Source organism: Microvirga lupini, from assembly GCF_014191055.1.
Lineage (GTDB): Bacteria > Pseudomonadota > Alphaproteobacteria > Rhizobiales > Beijerinckiaceae > Microvirga > Microvirga lupini_A.
On the sequence record NZ_JACHWB010000002.1, the window covers coordinates 698,681 to 716,551 of the forward strand.

16 protein-coding genes are annotated in these 17,871 nt (G+C 65.4%); 8 read left to right on the forward strand and 8 right to left on the reverse strand.

The annotated features are described in order from the left end of the window. Positions 1 to 4: 4 nt before the first annotated feature. The 4 genes from FHR70_RS10395 to ileS all read right to left on the reverse strand — a co-directional run bounded on the left by FHR70_RS10395 (position 5) and on the right by ileS (position 5,841). Complete coding sequence (locus FHR70_RS10395; RefSeq protein WP_183449753.1) at positions 5 to 1,336, reverse strand: M16 family metallopeptidase; 1,332 nt, start codon at positions 1,334 to 1,336, stop codon at positions 5 to 7. A gap of 215 nt (positions 1,337 to 1,551) precedes the next feature. Then, on the reverse strand, positions 1,552 to 2,160 hold the full coding sequence (locus FHR70_RS10400) for a hypothetical protein (RefSeq protein ID WP_210277558.1): 609 nt from the start codon (positions 2,158 to 2,160) through the stop codon (positions 1,552 to 1,554). A gap of 124 nt (positions 2,161 to 2,284) precedes the next feature. Continuing rightward, positions 2,285 to 2,755: a signal peptidase II gene (gene lspA / locus FHR70_RS10405; protein WP_425487860.1), complete on the reverse strand. Its 471-nt coding sequence runs from the start codon at positions 2,753 to 2,755 to the stop codon at positions 2,285 to 2,287. 137 nt (positions 2,756 to 2,892) lie between these two features. Next, positions 2,893 to 5,841, reverse strand: a complete 2,949-nt coding sequence (gene ileS / locus FHR70_RS10410) for an isoleucine--tRNA ligase (protein ID WP_183449759.1) — start codon at positions 5,839 to 5,841, stop codon at positions 2,893 to 2,895. Positions 5,842 to 6,154: 313 nt separating this feature from the next. On the opposite strand from ileS, the gene FHR70_RS10415 reads away from it, so the two are divergent. The 3 genes from FHR70_RS10415 to FHR70_RS10425 are packed head-to-tail and all read left to right on the forward strand — an operon-like array spanning position 6,155 to position 8,981. Continuing rightward, positions 6,155 to 7,267: a catalase family protein gene (locus FHR70_RS10415; protein WP_343058779.1), complete on the forward strand. Its 1,113-nt coding sequence runs from the start codon at positions 6,155 to 6,157 to the stop codon at positions 7,265 to 7,267. A 31-nt stretch (positions 7,268 to 7,298) separates the two neighbouring features. Further along, a complete protein-coding gene (gene msrB, locus FHR70_RS10420) occupies positions 7,299 to 7,802 on the forward strand; it encodes a peptide-methionine (R)-S-oxide reductase MsrB (protein ID WP_183449761.1) in 504 nt (167 codons plus the stop codon). Positions 7,803 to 7,811: 9 nt separating this feature from the next. Further along, positions 7,812 to 8,981: a DUF3095 domain-containing protein gene (locus tag FHR70_RS10425; protein WP_183449763.1), complete on the forward strand. Its 1,170-nt coding sequence runs from the start codon at positions 7,812 to 7,814 to the stop codon at positions 8,979 to 8,981. Between the two features lie 149 nt (positions 8,982 to 9,130). Here the strand turns inward: FHR70_RS10425 and FHR70_RS10430 are convergent, their stop codons facing one another. The 3 genes from FHR70_RS10430 to FHR70_RS10440 form a co-directional block, all read right to left on the reverse strand. Continuing rightward, the gene (locus FHR70_RS10430; RefSeq protein ID WP_183449765.1) at positions 9,131 to 10,075 is read right to left on the reverse strand and encodes a bifunctional riboflavin kinase/FAD synthetase; all 945 of its coding nucleotides are present in this window, start codon (positions 10,073 to 10,075) and stop codon (positions 9,131 to 9,133) included. Positions 10,076 to 10,224: 149 nt separating this feature from the next. Further along, complete coding sequence (locus FHR70_RS10435) at positions 10,225 to 11,100, reverse strand: TIGR01459 family HAD-type hydrolase (RefSeq protein ID WP_183449767.1); 876 nt, start codon at positions 11,098 to 11,100, stop codon at positions 10,225 to 10,227. 51 nt (positions 11,101 to 11,151) lie between these two features. Then, a complete protein-coding gene (locus FHR70_RS10440; protein WP_183449769.1) occupies positions 11,152 to 12,414 on the reverse strand; it encodes an EAL domain-containing protein in 1,263 nt (420 codons plus the stop codon). A 168-nt stretch (positions 12,415 to 12,582) separates the two neighbouring features. Between FHR70_RS10440 and FHR70_RS10445 the strand changes: the two genes are divergently transcribed. Both FHR70_RS10445 and aptA read left to right on the forward strand, forming a co-directional pair. Continuing rightward, positions 12,583 to 12,804 carry a heavy-metal-associated domain-containing protein gene (locus FHR70_RS10445; RefSeq protein WP_183449771.1) on the forward strand — a complete coding sequence of 74 codons (222 nt, stop codon included), beginning with the start codon at positions 12,583 to 12,585 and terminating at the stop codon, positions 12,802 to 12,804. Between the two features lie 101 nt (positions 12,805 to 12,905). After that, positions 12,906 to 14,255, forward strand: a complete 1,350-nt coding sequence (aptA, locus tag FHR70_RS10450) for an omega-aminotransferase AptA (protein WP_183449773.1) — start codon at positions 12,906 to 12,908, stop codon at positions 14,253 to 14,255. Positions 14,256 to 14,268: 13 nt separating this feature from the next. On the opposite strand, the gene FHR70_RS10455 is transcribed toward aptA, so the two are convergent. Then, positions 14,269 to 14,820 (reverse strand): TetR family transcriptional regulator, encoded by a 552-nt coding sequence (locus FHR70_RS10455; RefSeq protein WP_183449775.1) that lies wholly within the window; start codon positions 14,818 to 14,820, stop codon positions 14,269 to 14,271. Positions 14,821 to 14,990: 170 nt separating this feature from the next. On the opposite strand from FHR70_RS10455, the gene FHR70_RS10460 reads away from it, so the two are divergent. The 3 genes from FHR70_RS10460 (at position 14,991) to FHR70_RS10470 (ending at position 17,647) form a co-directional block, all read left to right on the forward strand. Then, positions 14,991 to 15,581, forward strand: a complete 591-nt coding sequence (locus FHR70_RS10460; RefSeq protein WP_183449777.1) for a hydrolase — start codon at positions 14,991 to 14,993, stop codon at positions 15,579 to 15,581. Between the two features lie 73 nt (positions 15,582 to 15,654). Beyond that, on the forward strand, positions 15,655 to 17,139 hold the full coding sequence (gene hisS, locus FHR70_RS10465; RefSeq protein ID WP_183449779.1) for a histidine--tRNA ligase: 1,485 nt from the start codon (positions 15,655 to 15,657) through the stop codon (positions 17,137 to 17,139). A 70-nt stretch (positions 17,140 to 17,209) separates the two neighbouring features. Next, entirely contained in the window at positions 17,210 to 17,647 is a 438-nt protein-coding gene (locus tag FHR70_RS10470) for a hypothetical protein (RefSeq protein WP_183449781.1), read from the forward strand. The last annotated feature ends 224 nt before the right edge of the window (positions 17,648 to 17,871 follow it).

Consider the following 17,871-nt stretch of genomic DNA (forward strand, 5'->3'; position numbering starts at 1 on the left):
CCGCTTAAGCAGCCGACTTCTGCAGGTAGCCCGTCACGGAACGGCGGGGAGTGAGATAGCGCTCGGCCGCGGAGGCCAGATCGTCCTTGAGAACGGTCTCGATCTCCACCGGCCAGCGGCGCACCTCCTCGATGGTCTCGCCGATGGCGAGCGCCGAGCCGTAGATGCGGGCAAGCGAGGATTGGCTGTCGGTGGAATAGATCGTCTCGGCCACGAGACGCGTCTTGGCGCGCTCGATGGAATCGGCATCCAGCGCCTCGGACGGAATTGTCTTCAGCACCTGATCCACGGCCTCCTCCAGCGCCTGCAGAGACACGCCTTCGGCCGGAACCGCGTAGACGCAGAACCGTGTGTCCTCCATGGCGGACGACATGTACCAGGCGCCCGCATTCACCGCGATGCCGCGTTCCATGACGAGCTTGCGGTAGAGATACGAGGTCGGGCCGCCACCGATGACCTCGGCGAGAAGCTCGAGCGAATAGCAGTCGCGCTGCGAGGCCGTGCGGCAGGACGGCACGAGATAGAGCCGCTGCAGGGTGGGCTGCTCGACCTTGGGATCCGCCACGGTGATGTGGCGGGCCGCCACCGGCTCGGGCTCGCGCGGACGCACACGGATCGGCCGCATGCCCTGCGGCGCAACGCGGCCATAGGTCGAGTCGGCGAGGCGCCGCACCTCATCCTCGGTCACGTCGCCGGCCACAACGAGGATGCCGTTCTCAGGCGTGTAGAAGCGGCGGTAATAATCGAGCGCGTGATCGCGGTTGAGGGTCTCGATCTCGTGCATCCAGCCGATGATCGGAATGCCGTAGGGGTGATGTACGAAGAGCGAGGCCGCCATCGCCTCGGAGAGCTGCGCCGAGGGATCGGTCTCGACCCGCATGCGGCGCTCTTCCAGCACCACGTCCCGCTCGGGAGCGATGACGGATTCCTCCAGGAGGAGGTTCGTCATGCGGTCGGCCTCGAACTCCATCATGGTCTTGAGGTTCTCGCGCGCGACGCGCTGAAAGTAAGCCGTGTAGTCGAAGGACGTGAAGGCGTTCTCCTGGCCACCGAGGCCCGACACGACCTTGGAGAACTCGCCGGCCGGGTGCCGCTCGGTGCCCTTGAACATCAGGTGCTCGAGGAAATGCGCGATGCCCGACTGACCGATCGGATCGTCCGCCGAACCGTTGCGGTACCAGATCATGTGCGTGACTACGGGAACGCGATGATCGGGAATGACCACCACGTCGAGGCCGTTGTCCAGGGTAAAGGAGGACAGGTTCGGGCCACTGCCTTCCGTTCGCCCGAAGGAAGCGGCGTCCGCGCGGAGGATGGGCTTAGAGGCAGTGTGCATGACGTTTCAACCTTGGCGACATCAAATCGTTTCGCAGGATAGACCTACGGGAATAGTCAAATTGGGGGGGTACGCAAGCGAGGCCGGGAAACTTTTCGGTGGGGAGACGGTTCGCGAGAGGAAGTGAACCGAACTTGGCCTTTCAGGACCCCCATAACGTTTTCAGGCGAAGCGGGGGGAACCCGTTCGCCTGAAAAAGAGAGAAGAGCTGGTGGCTACTGCCGGCGGCGCTCTTGCTGCTGGCGGATGAAGGCCTGGGGCCCCTCGGGATCACCGTTGATCACGGGATCGGCGGATGCCTTGAGCTTTCCGCCGCCCTGTGCCTTGAGGAGCGTTCCCGGAGGATCGCTGAGGTAACGGCGCTCCAGGCCATCGCCCTGAAGCTTCACGTCGTCGTCCTTCGTCGAGAAGGAGCGCAACTCGTCCGGGGTCATGCGGCTCAGATCGGCCTGCGAGCCCGAGCGGGCGGGCGCAGCCGTGGCGATGTTGTTCGGATTGCGTCCGGCGCGCATCTCTTCAACGGAGAGGCGCTTTCCCTCATTGAGCTTGTAGGCTTCGGTGCTGGTCCAGGGCGTACGAGCCTCGGCGGCGGCCTTGCGGCGCGCTGCCACGTCGGGATCCTTGGGCCAGTTGCCGTTGCGCGCCTCGGCACCGCCGCCCGGCATGGGAGCGGGCAAGTCCATCTTCGGCGGAAGCACGAGAGGCGCCCGCTCGTTATAGACGATGGGGTCCTTCTCCTTGGGAATGATGCCGATGGCGCCAAGAATGCTCTTCATGCCCTCGCCCTCCTGCGCCGAAGCGCCGGTAGCGGCGACCAGAAGCATCAGAGCCCCCGCGCACCCTGCAATTTTCATTCCCTTCATGGCACCCACCATTGGTTTCTCGTTGTGGCCGGAAGGCCTGATCGCTCATTCTGGCGAACATATGGCAGCCGGGCGCTGCGCAATATCATTTCTTTGCCCGGCGCCCTTCAAGCACGAAGGAGTCATAAAGCAAACCGACCACCCCCGCAACGATGGCCGCGTCAGCCACATTGAACACGTACCAGGACCATGACCCGATGTGGAACTGGATGAAATCGAACACGGCCCCATAGGCCAGCCGGTCGATGACATTGCCGATGGCGCCCCCGACGATGAGGCCGAGGGACGTTGCCAGGAGCTTGGCCGATGTGCGGCGGATCCAGACGGACAGACCGATGGCGGCCAGGATCGAGACAACGATAAGCGCCCAGCGGCCGAATTCAGAGTTCTGCTGGAACAGCCCGTAGGAGATGCCCCGGTTCCACACCACGATGAGGTTGATGAACGGGGCGAACTCCACCGGCTCCTTCACCGGCAGGTCGAAGACGAACAGGGTGTAGAGCTTGGTCGCCTGGTCGAGGACGAGTGTGACCAGGGCGGCGGAGAAGCCGAGGATCGCGGCGGCCGAGAGACCTTTGCGAACCGTACGGCTCTTGCCGGAACCTCGCGGGCTGCGCGGACGCGTCGCAGCGCCGGGGCGCTGCGCGCTGGCCCCCGCCTCCGGAAGCGGTGCGCCCGTCTCGCTCGCCTTGCTCATTCCGCGGCCGCCTTCAGCTGGTCCCATTCCCGCAGGGCCGCCGCATCGCGGGGCGTCACGTCCGGGTAGTCCGGATCGGTGCCCACCTCCGGCGTGACCTTCCACGAGCGAGCGCATTTGCGGCCCTCGGCAAGGGCCGGCACGACGGCCACGCCCTTCACGTCCTCGAGACGGAACGCCTCGGCCGGCCCTTCGCCCTGCACCACCTGGATGCCGGACGTGATGCAGATCTCGGCGAGGTCGAGGCCCTGCACGGCCTTGAACAGGCTCTCATCGGCAATGTGCACGATGGGCGCGGCCTCGAGGCTTGCACCGATCCGCTTCTGCGCACGCTCGATCTCCAGCGCGCCCGTGACGACGCGGCGCACGCGGCGCACCCTCGACCAGCGCTCGGCAAGCGCCTCGTCGCGCCACTCCGCCGGCACATCGGGGAAGGTCTCGAGATGCACTGACTCGGCTTCCGGATAGCGCTCGAGCCAGGCCTCCTCGGCCGTGAAGGCCAGGATCGGGGCAATCCAGGTCGCCACGCAGCGGAAGGTCTCGTCGATCACGGTGAGCGCGCTCTTGCGCACCTTGCCGGAGATCGGATCGCAGTAGAGCGCGTCCTTGCGGATGTCGAAATAGAAGGCCGACAGGTCCGTGGTCATGAACGAGGTCAGCAATGCGACGACGCGCTTGTAGTCGTAGTTGCTGTACGCCTCGCGCACCTCGCCGCCGAGTTCCACCAGACGGTGGAGCACGAAGCGCTCCAGCTCCGGCATGTCCTTGAAGGCGACCTTGTCGGCCTCGCGGAAATGCGCCAGCGAGCCCAGCATCCAGCGGATCGTGTTGCGCAGCTTGCGATAGGTTTCGGCCGTCGTCTTGATGATCTCCGGGCCGATGCGCTGATCGTCCCAGTAATCCACCGATGCCGTCCACAGACGCAGGATGTCTGCGCCGTAATCCTTGATGATGGTCTGCGGAGCGACCGTGTTGCCGAGCGACTTCGACATCTTGCGGCCCTGCTCGTCGAGCGTGAAGCCGTGGGTGACGACGATGTCGTACGGCGCGCGGCCGCGCGTGCCGCAGCTCTCGAGCAGCGACGAATGGAACCAGCCGCGATGCTGGTCCGAGCCTTCGAGATACATGACCTGATCGGGGCCGCCATCGACCTTGCGCGTCACCTTCAGGTCGTCGCGCTTCTCCAGCGCGAAAGCGTGCGTACAACCGGAGTCGAACCACACGTCGAGGATGTCGTTGATCTTGTCGAAGTCGTTCAGGTCGTAGCCGCCGGCCCTCAGGAAGCGCGAACCGTCATCCGCGTACCACGCATCGGCCCCCTCCTGCTCGAAGGCTTCGGCGATGGCGTTGTTCACACGCTCATCCTTGAGGATCTCGTTGGTGCCCTTCTTCACGAAGACCGCGATCGGCACGCCCCAGGCGCGCTGGCGCGACACCACCCAGTCGGGGCGGTTCTCGATCATGCCGTTGATGCGGTTCTCACCAGATTCCGGCACCCACTCGACGGACTTGATGCCATGGAGCGCGCGCTGACGCAGGGTGTCGCCCTTGTCATCGAGCGGCTTGTCCATGGAGATGAACCATTGCGGCGTGTTGCGGAAGATCAGCGGGCCTTTCGAGCGCCAGGAATGAGGGTACTGGTGCTTGAGGCGTCCGCGCGCGATCAGGGCGCCGACCTCGACGAGCTTCTTGATCACCGCCTCGTTGGCGCCCGCATCCTTGCCCTTGTCGTCGTAGATGCGCTCGCCGGCGAAGAACGGCACATCGGGGAAGTAGGACGAGTCGGGCGATACCGTATGCGGCACCTCTTTCGTGCCGCAGGCGGCGAACACGTCGCGATGCTTCACGTAAGTATTGTAGTCGTCCGCACCGTGGCCTGGAGCCGTGTGCACGAAGCCCGTGCCTGCGTCGTCGGTGACATAGTCGGCCGGCAGCACCGGCACGCCGAAATCCCAGTAGCCGTTCGCGCCCTCAAGGCCACGGAACGGATGCGCGCAGCGCTCGAGCATCACCGGCAGCACGTCCTTGACGCGCTCGTATCCGGCCACGCGCGCAGCGGCGAACACGTCGCCTGCGAGCTTGTCGGCGATCACGAGGCGGTCGCCCACCTTGGCCCAGTTGTCCTCGGCCGCTTCCGTGACCTTGTAGAGGCCGTAGGCGATGTTCTCGCCATAGGCGATGGCGCGGTTGGCCGGGATCGTCCAGGGAGTCGTCGTCCAGATCACCACAGAGGCGCCGTCGAGGTCTCCGTCCAGCGTGTTGGTGATCTTGAACTTCACCCAGATCGTCGTGGAGGTCTTCTCGTGATACTCGACCTCGGCCTCGGCGAGCGCCGTCTTCTCAACGGAAGACCACATCACCGGCTTCGAGCCACGATAGAGCTGGTCGCTCACCGCGAACTTGATGATCTCGCGGGCGATCTGCGCTTCCGCGTCGAAGCTCATGGTCTGGTACGGGTTCGTCCAGTCGCCCTCGACGCCGAGACGCTTGAACTCCTCGCGCTGCACGTCGATCCACTTCTCGGCGAAGGCCCGGCACTCGCGGCGGAACTCGACGATGTCCACATCGTCCTTGTTCTTGCCCTTGGCGCGGTATTCCTCCTCGATCTTCCACTCGATCGGCAGGCCGTGGCAGTCCCAGCCGGGCACGTAGTTGGAATCGAAGCCCAGCATGCCCTGCGAGCGGACCACGAGATCCTTCAGGATCTTGTTGAGGGCGTGGCCGATATGGATGTTGCCGTTGGCATAGGGAGGCCCGTCATGCAGCACGAAGCGCGGACGGCCCTTCTGGACCTCGCGCAGGCGTTCATAGAGCTTCTTCTCGTTCCAGCGCTGCAGGAGCAGCGGCTCCCGCTGCGGCAGGCCGGCCCGCATGGGGAACTCGGTCTGGGGCAGGAACAGGGTTTCGGAATAGTCGCGGGCGGCGCTTACAGGCTTATCGGTCATGACGGTCAATCAGGTCTCGTGTGGCCCGGGGACAGGCGGGCTCATCAGGCTTCTCTTCAAGGGGCGAACGGCTAGGATCCCGGACCTCCGCAAGGCTATGCGAAAGCCGGGCCGATAATTCGCGCCGCGCCTATCCGGGCCGCCGGCAGCACTTGAGAAACCATGGGCATGGGGAGCCTTTTAGCAGCGCCGGGGCGGATAATAAAGCGCAGACGCGTGGGAATCCTGGATGACGGCAGGCCGGAACCATTGCCACGATTCCGACTTGCTCCCATCGGGCCGGACGGCCCTCTCCCGAGGACGGAGCCCTCCCGTGTCGCAAGCTGGCCTGAACCCACCCTCCTCTCCCGTGCCCTACAGCCCTTCCGTCGAGACGCCGCATCCGGACGAGGCGGAAATCGGCGCCAGCATCCTGGAATCGATGCAGAATATCAGAGAGACAACCCTGGAGGATTACGGCCGTCCGGTCCGCAGCGTGCATGCCAAGAGCCATGGCGTCCTGAAAGGAGAGCTGCATGTGCTCCCCGGCCTGCCGGCGGTTCTGGCCCAAGGCCTTTTCGCCAGGGCCGGTACCTATCCGGTGGCCTTAAGGCTCTCGACCACCCCTGGGGACATCCTCGACGACAGCGTCTCCACCCCGCGCGGCCTTGCGATCAAGGTGGCGAAGGTCGAGGGTGAGCGCCTGCCGGGATCGGAGGGAGGCACGACCCAGGATTTCGTGCTGGTGAACGGGCCGGCCTTTCAGGCCAAACCCAAACTCTTCGCCCAGAACCTCAAGCTCCTCGAGAAAACCACCGACCGGCTTGATCGCACCAAGAAGATCGTGTCGGCGGTCTCGCGCGGCCTGGAGAGCCTGATCGAGGCCTTCGGCGGCCAGAGCGTCGCGCTGAAATCCCTCGGCGGGCATCCCGAGACCCATATCCTGGGCGAGACCTTCTTCTCGCAGGCGCCGATCCGCTACGGCGACTACATCGCCAAGATCTCGGTCGCGCCGGTCAGTCCGGAGCTGACGGCGCTCAAGGACACCCCTGTCGATCTCAATGGCAAGCCCGATGGCCTGCGAGAGGCTGTGGTCGATTTCTTCAACCGGCATAGCGGCGAATGGGAAATCCGGGTCCAGCTCTGCACCGACCTTGAAACCATGCCGGTGGAGGATGCCTCGATCTTGTGGCCGGAGGACCGGAGTCCCTATATTCCCGTTGGTCGCATCACGGTTGCGCCGCAGGAGGCCTGGAGCGAAAGCAAGGTGGCTGCCATCGACGAGGGCCTGTCCTTCAGTCCCTGGCATGGCCTTGCCGCGCATCAGCCCCTGGGGGTCATCATGCGTCTGCGCCGGAGGGCTTATGAGGCCTCCGCCGCGTTCCGAGCCGCCCATTACGGACACCCGGTCGAGGAGCCGAAGACGCTGGATTCAATTCCGGCGTAGAGGCTTCTCCTAATATCAAAGAGGAAGACTCATGGCCCACTCCCCTGTGGACGACAAGCGGCGCTCGACAGCTGGTTTCGACCTCTCGCCACCCAGCCCTGAGCAGTTCCGCGCACTGGTGAACAACCTCGACGACGAGGAGCGCCGCGTGCTCCTGGAGCACGGCACGGAGCGGCCTTTCTGCGGCATCTTCAACGAGGCCAAGGACAAGGGCACCTATTGCTGCCGCCTGTGCGGGCTTCCGCTCTTCCATGCCGGCACCAAGTTCGAATCCGGCACCGGCTGGCCGAGCTTCTTCGATCCCATCGACCGCTCGCACATCGCCTTCGTGCGCGACACCAGCTACGGCATGGTCCGCACCGAGATCCGTTGCGCCCGCTGCGAAGGGCATCTTGGACACGTCTTCAACGACGGCCCACCCCCGACCGGAGAACGATATTGCATGAACTCGGTCTCCATGCGTTTCGTGGCCGAAGGCGATCCGCTGCCCGACGAACTGGGGCGCGGAGCACCGGAGGGCAAGGCGGCGGGCTAAGGCCTCCCCATGGAGGCAGGCCGGAAAGAAACGGATGATTGGGCGGGTGCAGATTTCTACGCCCGCCTGCCGATTTTCGACCACTTCTCCGATCTGACGGACCCTAAGCGCTACATGCCCGTTCCGGGCGATTGGGTGCTCGGCCTCAGCGACATCGTCCGCTCCACCTCGGCGATCCGGGCAGGACGCTACAAGGAGGTCAACACGGCCGCCGCCGCCGTCATCGCGGCGGTCGCCAACAAGCTCGGCACGAGCGAATTCCCCTTCGTGTTCGGCGGCGATGGCGCGAGCTTCGCCCTGCCGTCCTCCCAGTCCGATCTTGCGCGGGACGCCCTGAGCGCCGTCGCGGCCTGGGTGCGGGATGCCTTCGGCTTTGAGCTCCGCATCGCCCTCGTGCAGGTCTCGGACATCAGGGCCCAGGGGCATGATGTGCGCATCGCCCGGTTCTCGGCCTCGCCGGACGTATCCTATGCCATGTTCGCGGGAGGCGGCCTGGCCTATGCCGAGCGGCAGATGAAGAACGGCGCCTTCGCCATTCCGCCAGCCCCGTCCGGCACCCTGCCCGACCTGACCGGCCTGAGCTGCCGCTTCGACGAGATCACCCCGGAACGCGGGGTCATTCTTTCCCTGATCATCCTGCCCGCCGCCAAAGCCGCGCAGGAGGCTTTCAACACCCTCATTGACCAAGTTCTCACCCTGGCAGAGGGGCAGGAAGCTGGGCGCCCGCTCCCGGACACGGGACCTCCGCTCGCGTCCCCGTTCAAGGGGTTCGGGATCGATGCAAAGACCACTGGAACGAAGGGATTTCAACTCTGGCCCCTGGCCAAGCTGACGGCACGACGCCTGATCACGTTCCTGATCCTCCGGACCGGCCACACCGTCGGCGGCTTCGATCCAGCCCGGTACCGTCGTCAACTCGTTGAGAACACGGACTTCCGAAAGTTCGACGACGGCCTGCGGATGACGCTCGACTGTACACCCGCCCTTGCCGACCGTCTGGAGTCATTGCTGTCCGACGCGGAGAAAAAGGGTATCGCCCGTCATGGCCTGCACCGGCAGGAGGCGGCCCTCATGACCTGCTTCGTCCCCTCGCCCACGCGAGCCGACCACATCCATTTCGTCGATGGCGCCATGGGCGGCTACGCCATGGCCGCGCAGGCTCTGAAGCCTCCCGCCTGAAGCATCGTCATCCCGGACGGCGCAAGCCGATCCGGGATCGCGTGTAGGATAAAACGCTGCCCCCTCTCCCTCAGGGAGAGGCGAGCCAGTGCCACACCTGTTCTACGATCCCGGGTTCTGCTCCGCAGCCCCGGGACGACGCTTTAGGATCAGCCAATCATCGAAACTGTCTTATCCTCGGTCAGCATCCGCTTCGCCTCGAGCGAGTCCCGGTCCATCTGGGCGATCAGCGCCTCGATGCCGTCGAACCGCTCCTCGCCGCGGATCCAGCCGATGAACTCCACGTCCAGGATCTGCCCATAGAGATCGCCGGCGAAGTCGAAGAGATGCACCTCGAGGAGCGGCGCTCCGTTGTCGAAGGTCGGGCGGCGGCCGAAGCTGGCGACGCCGTCAATCAGCCTGCCACCGACAGACGCCCGCACCGCATAGATGCCGTGCCGTAGGCGGCACTCGTCAGGCAATCGCATATTGGCCGTCGGATAGCCCAGGACCCGTCCGCGCTTGTCGCCGTGGCGGACTTCCGCCTGCACGAACCAGCGATAGCCGAGCAGTCGGTTGGCCGTGGCGATGTCTCCCGCCTCAAGAGCAGCCCGGATGGCGCTGGAGGAGACCGGTTCCGTGCCTTCGACGATGGCCGGAGCCACGAGGCAGTCGAGTCCCCGCTCCCGGCACAGCTCCATCATGCGCGCCGGGTTGCCCTCGCGGCCGCGGCCGAAGTGAAAGTCGTGGCCGATCACGACGCCCGACAGTTCCAGGTCCTTAGCCAGAAGGTCCACGAAGCCTGCGGCGGTCAGTGCGGCGAGCGCTGCATTGAACTCTCTCTGAAAGACGCCTGCGAGGCCGAGGCGCGCGAAGATCGCCAGCTTCACGGGCTCGGGCGTGATGCGGAACAGCGGTTTGTCGGGCTGAAAGAAGGTGCGCGGATGCGGCTCGAAGGTGACGACCGCCGCGGGCCTTCCGGAATCCAGGCTCATCCGAAGAAGATGCTGATGCCCGCGGTGAACGCCGTCGAAATTGCCGATGGCCGCCACGGCCCCTTTAAGGCTCTCGGGCACAGGCTCGCCATCGCGGCAGATCGCGAAGGAGTTGGGCATCAGGGGAGAACCTCGGAACTCATCTGGGTCGGATCAATGCCGCGCGACCCTGTCGAAAAGCATGCGGCGGGTCAAGGGAGATGCGACGCTGGCCTCCGGTGTCATTCCCGGCCTTACGGCCGCCGGGGATGACAAGGCGGAAGGTGGCCTCACCAGGACAACACTTCCGTGAAGGCGGTGGGCTGAACCGGCTGCCGGTCCACCCAGTCCTGCACGTGATCCGAGACGAGATCGCCCTTGTGGAGGCCAAGCTCCTCCGCATGGATGCCGCGGGCGATCATCAGGGCGTCGATGCCGAAGCCCACGGCACCGGCGATATCGGTGCGGATCGCGTCGCCCACGGCCAGCACCCTCTCCTTCGGGATCGAGTGTCCGACGAGATCGGACGCGACAGTGAGAGCCCGCTCGTAGACCGGACGATGGGGCTTTCCCGCATAGAAGACCTCGCCGCCCATCTCCTCATAGGCGAGCGCGATGGTGCCCGCGCAGGGCAGGATCATGTGGCCGCGCTCGACCACGAGATCGGGATTGGCGCAGACCATCAGCAAGTTGCGCCGGCGCATGGCCTCGAGCTGCGAGCGGTAATCCTCGACCGTCTCCTCCTCGTCGTTGTCGAAGCCTGAGCAGACAACGTAATCCGCCTCGTCGATGGAGCCGAAACGCACGTCGATTCCGTTGTAGATCGGCATGTCGCGCGGCGGGCCGATGTGGTGGACGATCCTGTCGATGCGCTCCTGGATGGCGAACCGGGTCAGATCGCCCGAGGTCACGATGGAATCATAAGCCGTGCGCGGAACCTGGAACCCGTCGAGCTGCGTCCCGACCGATGCGCCGGGGCGCGGCGCGTTGGAGACGAGAACCACCTGTCCGCCCTTGGCACGGAAGCGCGTGAGCGCGTCGCTTGCGGCCTCATAGGCTTTGACGCCGTTGTGCAGCACGCCCCAGACATCGCAGAGGATGAGGTCGTAATTCCCGGCGAGAGATTGCAGGCCCTCGATGTGAGCGGGGCGGGACAGCGCGGTCATGGGTTCTCACTTGTGATGAAACCGGGCGGGTAGGCCCTTGCGCTGCTCAAGTCAACCGGCGCGCCGCAGGCGGGTTGGCGCATCCTCCAGGCCGAAGGGCCGCGGGAGATCCTGCTCGTCGGTGATCTCCGGCTTGACCGGACGCGGTGCCGCGAAGGCGAAGCCCTGCGCGAGCGGAACGCCAAGATCGCTGAGAACCGGCACCATATCGTCCTGATCGACCCGCTCGGCGATCAGCCGAATGCCCTGGCGGCGCAGCGCGGAGGCGAAGTCCCGCACATCGGGCTCCGGCCCGGCATAACGTCCGTCCTGCTGCTCGGCGGCTTGGATCATCAGGTGGGCCGGCAGCTTCATGAAGCGCAGGCCGAGATCGGCCAGCGCTTTCGTATCGAACCGCAGATCCGCCGCGCGATCGAGGGAGAACGGCACGCCGCGCTCGCGCAGGGCAGCCAGCGCGGCCTTGAGGTCGCCGTCGAGATGGCGCCAGCTGTGCTGGGGGAGTTCCAGGACAATCCTGCCGAGGATCTCGGGTGAGGAATCCATGAGGCCGGCCAGCGACCACAGGAAGCCCGGCTCGACCACGGCATGAGCCGACAGGTTCACCCCAATGATGGCCTCGCTGCCGCGGGCCATGAGATGGCGGGCAACAGCCATGGCGCGGATCAGGATGCGCCGGTCGAAATCGGCGGCGCGCCCGGCGCATTCCAGGATCGGCATGAACTCCACTGGCGCCAGCAGGGACCCGTCCGCCAAACGAAGCCGCGCCAGGGCTTCGTAGAAACGGATCCTGCCGTGCGGCAGCGACACGATGGGTTGCAGGTGCAGCTCGATCCGGTCGGCCTCGAAGGCTTGAGTGACAAGTCTGATCCGGCTCGTCTCGTCGGCCGAGAGCCTGCGGATGGACGGCAGCAGCGACGGTTCGGGAAAGCTCCCAGAGCTGGCCCCAGAGCCTGCCACGAGCGTCAGGGCAGGCTTGACGCGCAGCGCCGCGACTGCCTGCCCGGCGCTCTCCGACGCATCCGCAGCTTTGGCGAGGTCACGCAGAAGACCCGCCGGACCCTGCCCGGCAATTCTGGCCGACCTCGGCACGAGCGGAGCGGCGGATGCGGAATGGCGGACCATCTCAGCCTGCCGCCAAAGAATGACGAGACCGCCGACCACCATTGCGATCAGGCAGGCGAAAACCGGCATGACGAGGCCCGCTTCCATCGGCACATAGGCCGAAGCGGATGCCATCAGAATGGCCGGCGTGAAGGCAAGCAGAGCCGCCTTCCGGTCCTTCAGGACCAGAGTGATTGTTTTCGTTATGACCATGGGTGCCCCCGCTCCCCTGGCTCGGGGCTGATGCCCGAATCAGTGTCTTAACCGAATGTGAATCACGGCGAATCGCGAGGCAAGTTTCGCATTCCCGCAATGGACATTTTTGCGCAACCGCGCGTTGCTCGCTCAGTACCGGTCAGCCAGTTTGGAAAGGGTGCATCGATGGAAGAGCCGCGCAAGGATCTGCTCATGCAGGTCGAGGGAATGACCTGCCAGGGCTGCGTCAACTCGGTCACCAAGGCGATCCAGCGGCTGGATCCCGGTGCCAGGGTCGATGTGGATCTGGACCATGGGCGCGTCCACGTGGTCACCAAGGCGCAGGCCCTCGAGGTGACCCAGGCACTCAATGCCGCAGGCTATGAGGCGACAGGCATGACAATGTAAGGTCAAGCTCTGCGCCCCGCTCATGGCTTGGCACAAAGTTCCTTTTGCTGCCTCAAGGAACGGCTGCTAGGCTCCCGGCCAGTCATTTCCGGGGATTAGCCATGACCGCCCAGATTTCCAGAGCCGCCAACGACTCGCTCGCACCCAACGACCTCGAGGCCTGGTGGCTTCCCTTCACGGCGAACCGCTCCTTCAAGCAGCGCCCGCGCATGATCGCCCGCGCCAAGGGCATGTACTACTACACGCCCGAGGGCCGTGAGGTGATCGACGGCGCGGCCGGCCTCTGGTGCTGCAATGCGGGCCACAACCGGGACGAGATCACCCGGGCCATTCAGGCCCAGGCCGAGGAGCTCGACTATTCTCCCGCCTTCCAGTTCGGCCATGCGGGCGGTTTCGCCCTGGCCTCCCGCCTCGCCCAGCTCGCGCCCGGCGATCTCAACCACGTGTTCTTCTGCAACTCGGGCTCCGAGGCCGTGGACACGGCCCTGAAGGTGGCTCTCGCCTATTGGAACGCCAGGGGCCAGGGCAGCAAGACGCGCCTGATCGGCCGCGAGCGCGGCTATCATGGCGTCGGCTTCGGCGGCATCTCCGTGGGCGGGATCGTCAAGAACCGCCAGTTCTTCGGCTCGCTGCTGGCGGGCGTCGACCACCTGCCCCACACCTATAACCGCGAGCAGCAGGCCTTCTCCCGCGGCGAGCCCGAATGGGGCGCGCATCTGGCGGACGAGCTGGAGCGCATCGTGGCGCTGCACGACGCCTCCACCATCGCGGCCGTGATCGTCGAGCCCATGGCCGGCTCCACCGGCGTGCTGGCGGCCCCCAAAGGCTATCTCAAGCGCCTGCGCGAGATCTGCGACAAGCACGGCATCCTGCTGATCTTCGACGAGGTCATCACGGGCTTCGGCCGCCTCGGCACGGCCTTTGCCGCCGAGCGCTACGGCGTCATCCCGGACATGATCACCTTCGCCAAGGGGGTGAATTCCGGTGCCGTGCCCATGGGCGGCGTGCTGGTGCGCCAGGGGCTCTACGACACCTTCATGAAGGGTCCGGAGCACATGATCGAGCTGTTCCACGGCTACACCTATTCCGGCCACCCCTTGGCCTGCGCGGCAGCGCTTGCCGCCCAGGACATCTACCGGGACGAGAAGCTGTTCGAACGGGCAAAAACCCTGGAACCGGTCTGGGCCGATGCGATTCATGGGCTGAAGAGCCTGCCGAACGTGCTCGACATCCGCACTATCGGCCTAGTGGGCGCCATCGATCTCGCGTCGCGCCCCGATGCGGTCGGCGCCCGCGCCTTCGAGGCCATGGACCGCGGCTTCCAGGAGCACGGCATCATGATGCGCATCACCGGCGACACCATTGCGCTGTCGCCCCCGCTGATTGTCACCGAGGAACAGATCGGCGAGATCGTCGACAAGCTCACCCGGGTGATCAAGGCGGTCGCCTGAGGCCTCTCAAAGCTCAAGCCACCTGAACGGCGTTCAGGTGGCTTTTCAGCATCTGCCGCAACTCCAAATGGATAGCGCGCCTCAGGTGTTCATCCTCTTGCGCATTGAGGGCCACGGCCGCCTTCATGATCTGGAGGACAACAGCCGCCATGGCCTCCCGGCGCGGCTCCGGAAATGGCGGCCGGGCTGAGGCGAGCAGTCCGGCAAGCTGGCCCCGCATTGCTTCGCCTGTCCTGCGCTTCTGATCCTTGTCGATATCCCGCCGCTCCGCGAGCGCCCCGAAGGCGGGGCGCACGGCCAGGAAATCCAGCAGCCCGTCGAAAAGCCCGTCCGCCATCGCGGCGGGATTCTGGCCGGCGGCCTCTTTAGCCAACCCTTCAAGCATCGCCGCCAGATCCGCGAGATAGGCCTCGTGCAGGGCTTTCGCCAAAAGCTCCTTGGTGGGGAAGAACTGATAGAGCGACCCGATGGAAGCGCCTGCTCGGGCGGCAATCTCGGTCATCGTGGCGGCTTCGTACCCCTTTTCCGAGAAGACTTCCGCTCCCGCATTCAGGAGTGTGGCCACCCGCTCGCGCCCACGCTTTCGTTGGGGAATGCGCGGGGCAGGCTCTGACGTTGCACTTGCATTTTGTGAGGGTGAGCTCATATAACCTACTTTTATGAGGATACCCTCATATAATCAGATTAGGCTTTAGGGAAAGCGCCTGGCGCGCCCTCCTCTATCAGGACCATGCCATGTCGAACGCACTCGATCCACGCCGCACCGCCCTTGTTTTGATCGATTTGCAGAACTGGACCCTCGGCATGCCGCTTGCCCCTCACCCGGCCTCAACCGTGATGGGCAATGCCTCCCGTCTGGCGCGCGGCCTGAAAGCCTCCGGCGGCACGATCATTCTGACCCGGGCCGATTTCTCGCCGGGCTATGCCGATGCCCTCCGCCAGCCGGTGGACATACCCCTGCCCCTCCCTGAGGGCGGCCTGCCCCGCGAGGCGGTGGCGTTGTCCCAAGCCTTCGATGTCGAGCCCGATGCCGTGATCACCAAGCGCCAGTGGAGCGCCTTCCATGGTACCGAACTCGATCTGCAGCTTCGGCGCAGGGGCATCTCGACTGTGATCCTGGGTGGCGTGATGACCAATTTCGGCGTCGAGTCCACCGCCCGGGATGCCTGGCAGCACAGCTATTCCGTGATTGTCGCGGAGGACGCCTCCTCCAGCATCGACGCCGACATGCACCGCTTCTCCATTGAGAAGATCCTGCCGCGTGTGGCCCGCATTCGCGCGACAGCGGATCTTCTCGCGGGCCTTGCGGCTCCGGCTGCCGCATAAGCCTTGCCCCTCCCGGCCGCAGGGAGTAGGACCGCAGCACGTTTTTTCCAACAAACGGCTGCCGTTAAAAACCATGTCCAAGGCCGACAAGATCAAGGCCCGCGCCCCGCGCGGCTTTGCCGACCGTACCCCCGCCGACCTCGCCGCCACCGAGCGCATGCTCGCGGCCATCCGCGAATCCTATGAGCTCTACGGCTTCGAGGGCGTCGAGACGCCCTTCGTCGAGTATACGGATTCCCTCGGCAAGTTCCTGCCCGACCAGGACCGCCCGAACGAGGGCGTGTTCTCGTTCCAGGACGATGACGAGCAGTGGCTGTCGCTGCGCTACGACCTGACCGCGCCGCTCGCCCGCTTTGTCGCCGAGAACTTCGATGCCCTGCCCAAGCCCTATCGCAGCTACCGGGTCGGCTGGGTGTTCCGCAACGAGAAGCCCGGCCCCGGCCGCTTCCGCCAGTTCATGCAGTTCGACGCCGACACGGTGGGCGCGGCCTCCGTCGCGGCGGACGCGGAAATCTGCATGATGGCCGCCGACACGATGGAGCGGCTCGGCCTCAAGCGCGGCGACTTCATCATCAAGATCAACAACCGCAAGGTTTTGGATGGTGTGCTCGAAGCTATCGGCATCGGCGGCGAGGACAAGGCGGGTCAGCGCCTCACGGTGCTGCGCGCCATCGACAAGCTCGACCGGCTCGGGCCTGAGGGCGTGAGCCAGCTTCTCGGCGCCGGCCGCAAGGACGAGAGCGGCGACTTTACGAAAGGCGCAGGCCTTGAGCCTTCCGCCATCGAACGCGTGCTCGCCTTCACGGCTGCCAAGGGCACGGACAATGCCGCGACAGTCGAGAACCTGCGCAGGGTCGTCGGCTCCTCCGCAAGGGGTCTCGAAGGTGCGGACGAACTCGCCGAGATTGCCTCCCTCGTCGCCTCCTCCGGCTACGAGGACCGCGTCACCATCGACCCCTCCGTCGTGCGCGGCCTCGAATACTATACCGGCCCGGTCTACGAGGCGGAGCTCACCTTCCAGGTGCAGGACGAGGATGGGCGGCCCGTTCGCTTCGGCTCGGTGGGCGGCGGCGGGCGCTATGACGGCCTTGTCGGCCGCTTCCGCTCCGAGCCCGTTCCGGCGACCGGCTTCTCCATCGGCGTCTCGCGCCTGCTTTCGGCCCTGCAGATGGTCAAAAGCCCCATCGTGTCGGGCGCCCAGACACCCGGGCCCGTGGTGGTGCTCGTCATGGACAAGGACCAGATCGCCGCCTACCAGCGCATGGTCTCGACCCTGCGCCAGGCCGGCATCCGCGCCGAGCTCTATCTCGGATCATCCGGCATGAAGGCGCAGATGAAATACGCCGACCGGCGGCAGAGCCCCTGCGTGGTCATCCAGGGCTCCAACGAGCGCGAGCGCGGCGAGGTCGAGATCAAGGATCTGATCGAAGGCGCCAAGGCCGCTCAGGCCATCGCGTCCAACGAGGAGTGGAAGGCCGCCCGCCCGGCGCAGTTCTCGGTTTCCGAGACCAAGCTGGTCGATGCCGTCCGCGAGGTGCTGGCCCGGCATTTCGGCTGAGCTTGGCCGCTTGGGAACCCCGATGCTAACCTTGGGGTTGTCTCGGAAGCTTGACCATCAGGAGATGAACATGGCGAAGGACAAGAAGAGCGGCAGTAAAGCGAAGAAAGCCTCTGGCAAGAGCACCGGCGCGAAGCTGGCGAAGACCGCGAAGAAGTCGGGCTTCATGGACCTGATCAACTCTGATCTCGGTCGCGAGATTCTGGCGGATGCCCTCATCGCCGCAGCCGGCGCGGCCGCGACCGTCCTCACCCGGACGCGCACGGCGAAGAAGGCCGGCGCGGCGGTTGCCGATGCCGGCTCCCAGACCGCCGACCTGACGCAGACGGCCGCAGGCGCCGTCGCCGGCGTGGTGACGGAAGCCGCCCGCCATTTCCTGCCCCCGAGCCTCGTGGGCGAAGAGGGCGGTAAGGCGGAGCCCAAGAAGGTTAAATACGTGAACCGCTCGAGCGATCACAGCAAGCGCAAGACGGCTAAGGCCAAGAGCGAAACGACCGAGAAGCGCTGAGTCTCGCAGACTCAACTCTCTCCACCGTCATGGCCATCCCCGGACTTGATCCGGGGATTCCCGTCTCTGCTGTCCACCTCTCCAGCCTCATCCTGAGGAGCCGCTGCAAGCGGCGTCTCGAAGGAGCGTCCAGTGCCCTCTGGAGCCTCCTTCGAGACGGTCGCCTAGGCGACCTCCTCGGGATGAGGGCTGCGGGTGTGAGGCTACGTCTTGTTCTCATTTTG

Coding starts and splice junctions, on each gene's coding strand:
- FHR70_RS10425 (WP_183449763.1), top strand. CDS start 7,812: ATGGAGGCAGGCCGGAAAGAAACGGATGATTGGGCGGGTGCAGATTTC.
- FHR70_RS10395 (WP_183449753.1), bottom strand. CDS start 1,336: ATGCACACTGCCTCTAAGCCCATCCTCCGCGCGGACGCCGCTTCCTTC.
- FHR70_RS10460 (WP_183449777.1), top strand. CDS start 14,991: ATGTCGAACGCACTCGATCCACGCCGCACCGCCCTTGTTTTGATCGAT.
- ileS (WP_183449759.1), bottom strand. CDS start 5,841: ATGACCGATAAGCCTGTAAGCGCCGCCCGCGACTATTCCGAAACCCTG.
- msrB (WP_183449761.1), top strand. CDS start 7,299: ATGGCCCACTCCCCTGTGGACGACAAGCGGCGCTCGACAGCTGGTTTC.
- hisS (WP_183449779.1), top strand. CDS start 15,655: ATGTCCAAGGCCGACAAGATCAAGGCCCGCGCCCCGCGCGGCTTTGCC.
- FHR70_RS10430 (WP_183449765.1), bottom strand. CDS start 10,075: ATGCCCAACTCCTTCGCGATCTGCCGCGATGGCGAGCCTGTGCCCGAG.
- FHR70_RS10445 (WP_183449771.1), top strand. CDS start 12,583: ATGGAAGAGCCGCGCAAGGATCTGCTCATGCAGGTCGAGGGAATGACC.
- FHR70_RS10435 (WP_183449767.1), bottom strand. CDS start 11,100: ATGACCGCGCTGTCCCGCCCCGCTCACATCGAGGGCCTGCAATCTCTC.
- FHR70_RS10440 (WP_183449769.1), bottom strand. CDS start 12,414: ATGGTCATAACGAAAACAATCACTCTGGTCCTGAAGGACCGGAAGGCG.
- FHR70_RS10470 (WP_183449781.1), top strand. CDS start 17,210: ATGGCGAAGGACAAGAAGAGCGGCAGTAAAGCGAAGAAAGCCTCTGGC.
- aptA (WP_183449773.1), top strand. CDS start 12,906: ATGACCGCCCAGATTTCCAGAGCCGCCAACGACTCGCTCGCACCCAAC.
- FHR70_RS10400 (WP_210277558.1), bottom strand. CDS start 2,160: ATGCTTCTGGTCGCCGCTACCGGCGCTTCGGCGCAGGAGGGCGAGGGC.